We start from the raw sequence: 2,167 nt of genomic DNA, 5'->3' as shown, positions 1-2,167 counted from the left end.
GTGAACTGCGCCCCGAAACTTGGACTGAATAAATAGCGACTACGCCGCAAGGGCCTGGTTCCGGAACTCCTCCGGCGTCAGGCCCTTCAATCTTACCTGCCTGCGCCGCGTGTTCCAATGGGCTATGTACTCCTCCAGGTCGCGCTTGAAGTCCCCGAAGCTGCCCCACTCCCTGCCGCGGTAGAACTCGTCCTTCACGTGGCCGAAGAGCTGCTCGGTGGCGGCGTTGTCGATGCAGTTCCCCTTGCGTGACATGCTTTGGGTGATGCCCGCCCCCTCCAGCCTGGAGGCGTAGGACTCGTGCTGGTACTGCCAGCCCATGTCCGAGTGCATGGTCGGCGCCGCCCCGTCTGGCAGGGCCTCGAGGAGCCGGTCGAGCATCCTGTGCTGCTGGGCGAGGTCCGGCGAGGTCGATATGTCGCTCGCCACGATCTCCTTCGTGCAGAAGTCGAGCACCGGGGCCCAGTAGGCCTTGGCGCCGGCGACCTTGAACTCGGTGACGTCGGTGCCGAGCTTCTGCCACGGCCCGTCGGCGCCGAAGTCCCTCGCGATGACGTTCTCGAACGTGCTCCCCACGAGCCCCCTGTAGGAGCTGTACCGGCGTCGGGAGCCCCGGCGGCGTATCCCGCACCGGATGCCCATCTCGCGCATCATCTTGAGCACGGTCTTGTCGGCCACGACCGCGCCCAGCTCGGCGCGCAGGCACATGGCTATCTGCCGGTGCCCGCAGCCGTTGGCGGTGCGCGAGAATATCTCGGCCGCGGCGTCGCGCAGCTCGGGCCTGGTCGGCCTCCGCGGGTGCGCCAGCGCGTAGTAGTAGGTCGACCTCCTGAGCCCCGAGCACTCCAGCAGGTGGCGCAGGGAGTGCCCCTCCGCGCGCAGCGCCCTCACCGCCTCGGCCGCCGCCCTGGTCAGAGCCCGTCCCGCTCGACCAGGGCGCGCAATTTTTTTAGGTAGGCGACCTCGGCCTCGAGCCTGCGGCAGCGCTCCTCGAGCTCCTGCTCGCGGGTGCGGGCCCGGGGTTTCGACCTCGACCCCCTCGGCCTGCCCTTCGGGCCGGGCCGCAGCGCCTCGGCGCCGCCCTCGCGGTAGAGCCTGCACCAGCGCTCCAGCGGGGACTTCGACCTGATCCCGAACTCGGCCATGGCGTCGGTCTTCGCCATCCCGCCGTCGACCACGGCCGACGCCGCGGCGACCCTCTGCTCGAATGTGTACCTGGATTGTTTCCCGCCCATGGACAGCAGCGCCTCGCTTCCGAACGCCCGGTATACCCACTGCCATTCTCTCACGGTCTCGCGGGGGACGGACAGGGCCTCGGCCGCCGGCTTGCAGCCGACGCCGGCGTCGAAGAGCTCGACGGCCCGCCTCCTGGACTCCAGGTCGTGCTTCACCCTGAGGTCTATACTCATGGAAAACCTCCCATTTCCCGATGTCCAAGAAATGGGAGGCAGTTCACCGTCCCCTTTGTGGCGGTTTTAGGTGGCGTGGGCGGTTAGGCCTGGAAGGTATCGCGGTCGGGGGCGAAGGACTGCATGGCCGCGATGGTGCGGTCAAAGAGCTCGGGGAGCTCCCAGCCCAACATCTCGGCGCCCTGCGAAATCACGTCGCGCGAGCAGCCGGCGGCAAAGCGCTTGTCCTTGAACTTCTTCTTGAGCGACTTGGTCGTAAAGTCCATAACGCTCTTGCTCGGGCGCATGATGACTGCAGCGCCGATCAGGCCGGTGAGCTCATCGCAGGCAAACAGGATCTTTTCCATCTGCAACTCGGGCTTGGGCAGCGAGGTGTTGAAGTCCGAGGTATGCGTCTGAATGGCACGGATGAGCTCGGGAGATGCACCCTCGCCCTCGAGGATCTCGGCCGCATAGATGGTGTGGTTCACGGGGTCGTCCTCATGCTCCTCCCAATCCAAGTCGTGCAGCAGGCCGACGATGCCCCAAAACTCCTCGTTCTCGGGGTCGAACTCGCGCGCAAAGTAGCGCATGGTGCCCTCGACCGTCTCACCGTGGGTGATGTGGAACGGGTCCTTGTTGTGCTCGTTGAGCAGTTCGAATGCACGGTCGCGGGTGATTCCGGCGGTAAGCATCTCTGCCATAAGAGACTCCTTGTGCTCGTAGGTTTCGATAAGAATGAATACTACTAGAACAAGAAAACCACCACAAAGGCGCCT

The 2,167-nt window shown here is 65.3% G+C and carries 3 protein-coding genes; all 3 read right to left on the bottom strand.

The window, feature by feature from the left end; translation table 11 throughout:
• Positions 1-39: 39 nt before the first annotated feature.
• The gene (locus tag AAAX36_RS09765) at positions 40-891 is read right to left on the bottom strand and encodes an IS3 family transposase (RefSeq protein WP_349075387.1); all 852 of its coding nucleotides are present in this window, start codon (positions 889-891) and stop codon (positions 40-42) included.
• A 20-nt stretch (positions 892-911) separates the two neighbouring features.
• Positions 912-1,409, bottom strand: a complete 498-nt coding sequence (locus tag AAAX36_RS09760) for a helix-turn-helix domain-containing protein (protein ID WP_099431658.1) — start codon at positions 1,407-1,409, stop codon at positions 912-914.
• 83 nt (positions 1,410-1,492) lie between these two features.
• A complete protein-coding gene (locus AAAX36_RS09755) occupies positions 1,493-2,092 on the bottom strand; it encodes an HD domain-containing protein (protein WP_349075385.1) in 600 nt (199 codons plus the stop codon).
• Positions 2,093-2,167: the final 75 nt, after the last annotated feature.

This window comes from Collinsella sp. CLA-ER-H10, assembly GCF_040092475.1.
Classification (GTDB): Bacteria; Actinomycetota; Coriobacteriia; order Coriobacteriales; family Coriobacteriaceae; genus Collinsella.
This window is presented reverse-complemented; position numbering and strand designations above follow the sequence as displayed.

Bases quoted from the DNA above. Each gene is read 5' to 3' on its own strand.
- AAAX36_RS09755 (WP_349075385.1), bottom strand. From the start codon at position 2,092: ATGGCAGAGATGCTTACCGCCGGAATCACCCGCGACCGTGCATTCGAA.
- AAAX36_RS09760 (WP_099431658.1), bottom strand. From the start codon at position 1,409: ATGAGTATAGACCTCAGGGTGAAGCACGACCTGGAGTCCAGGAGGCGG.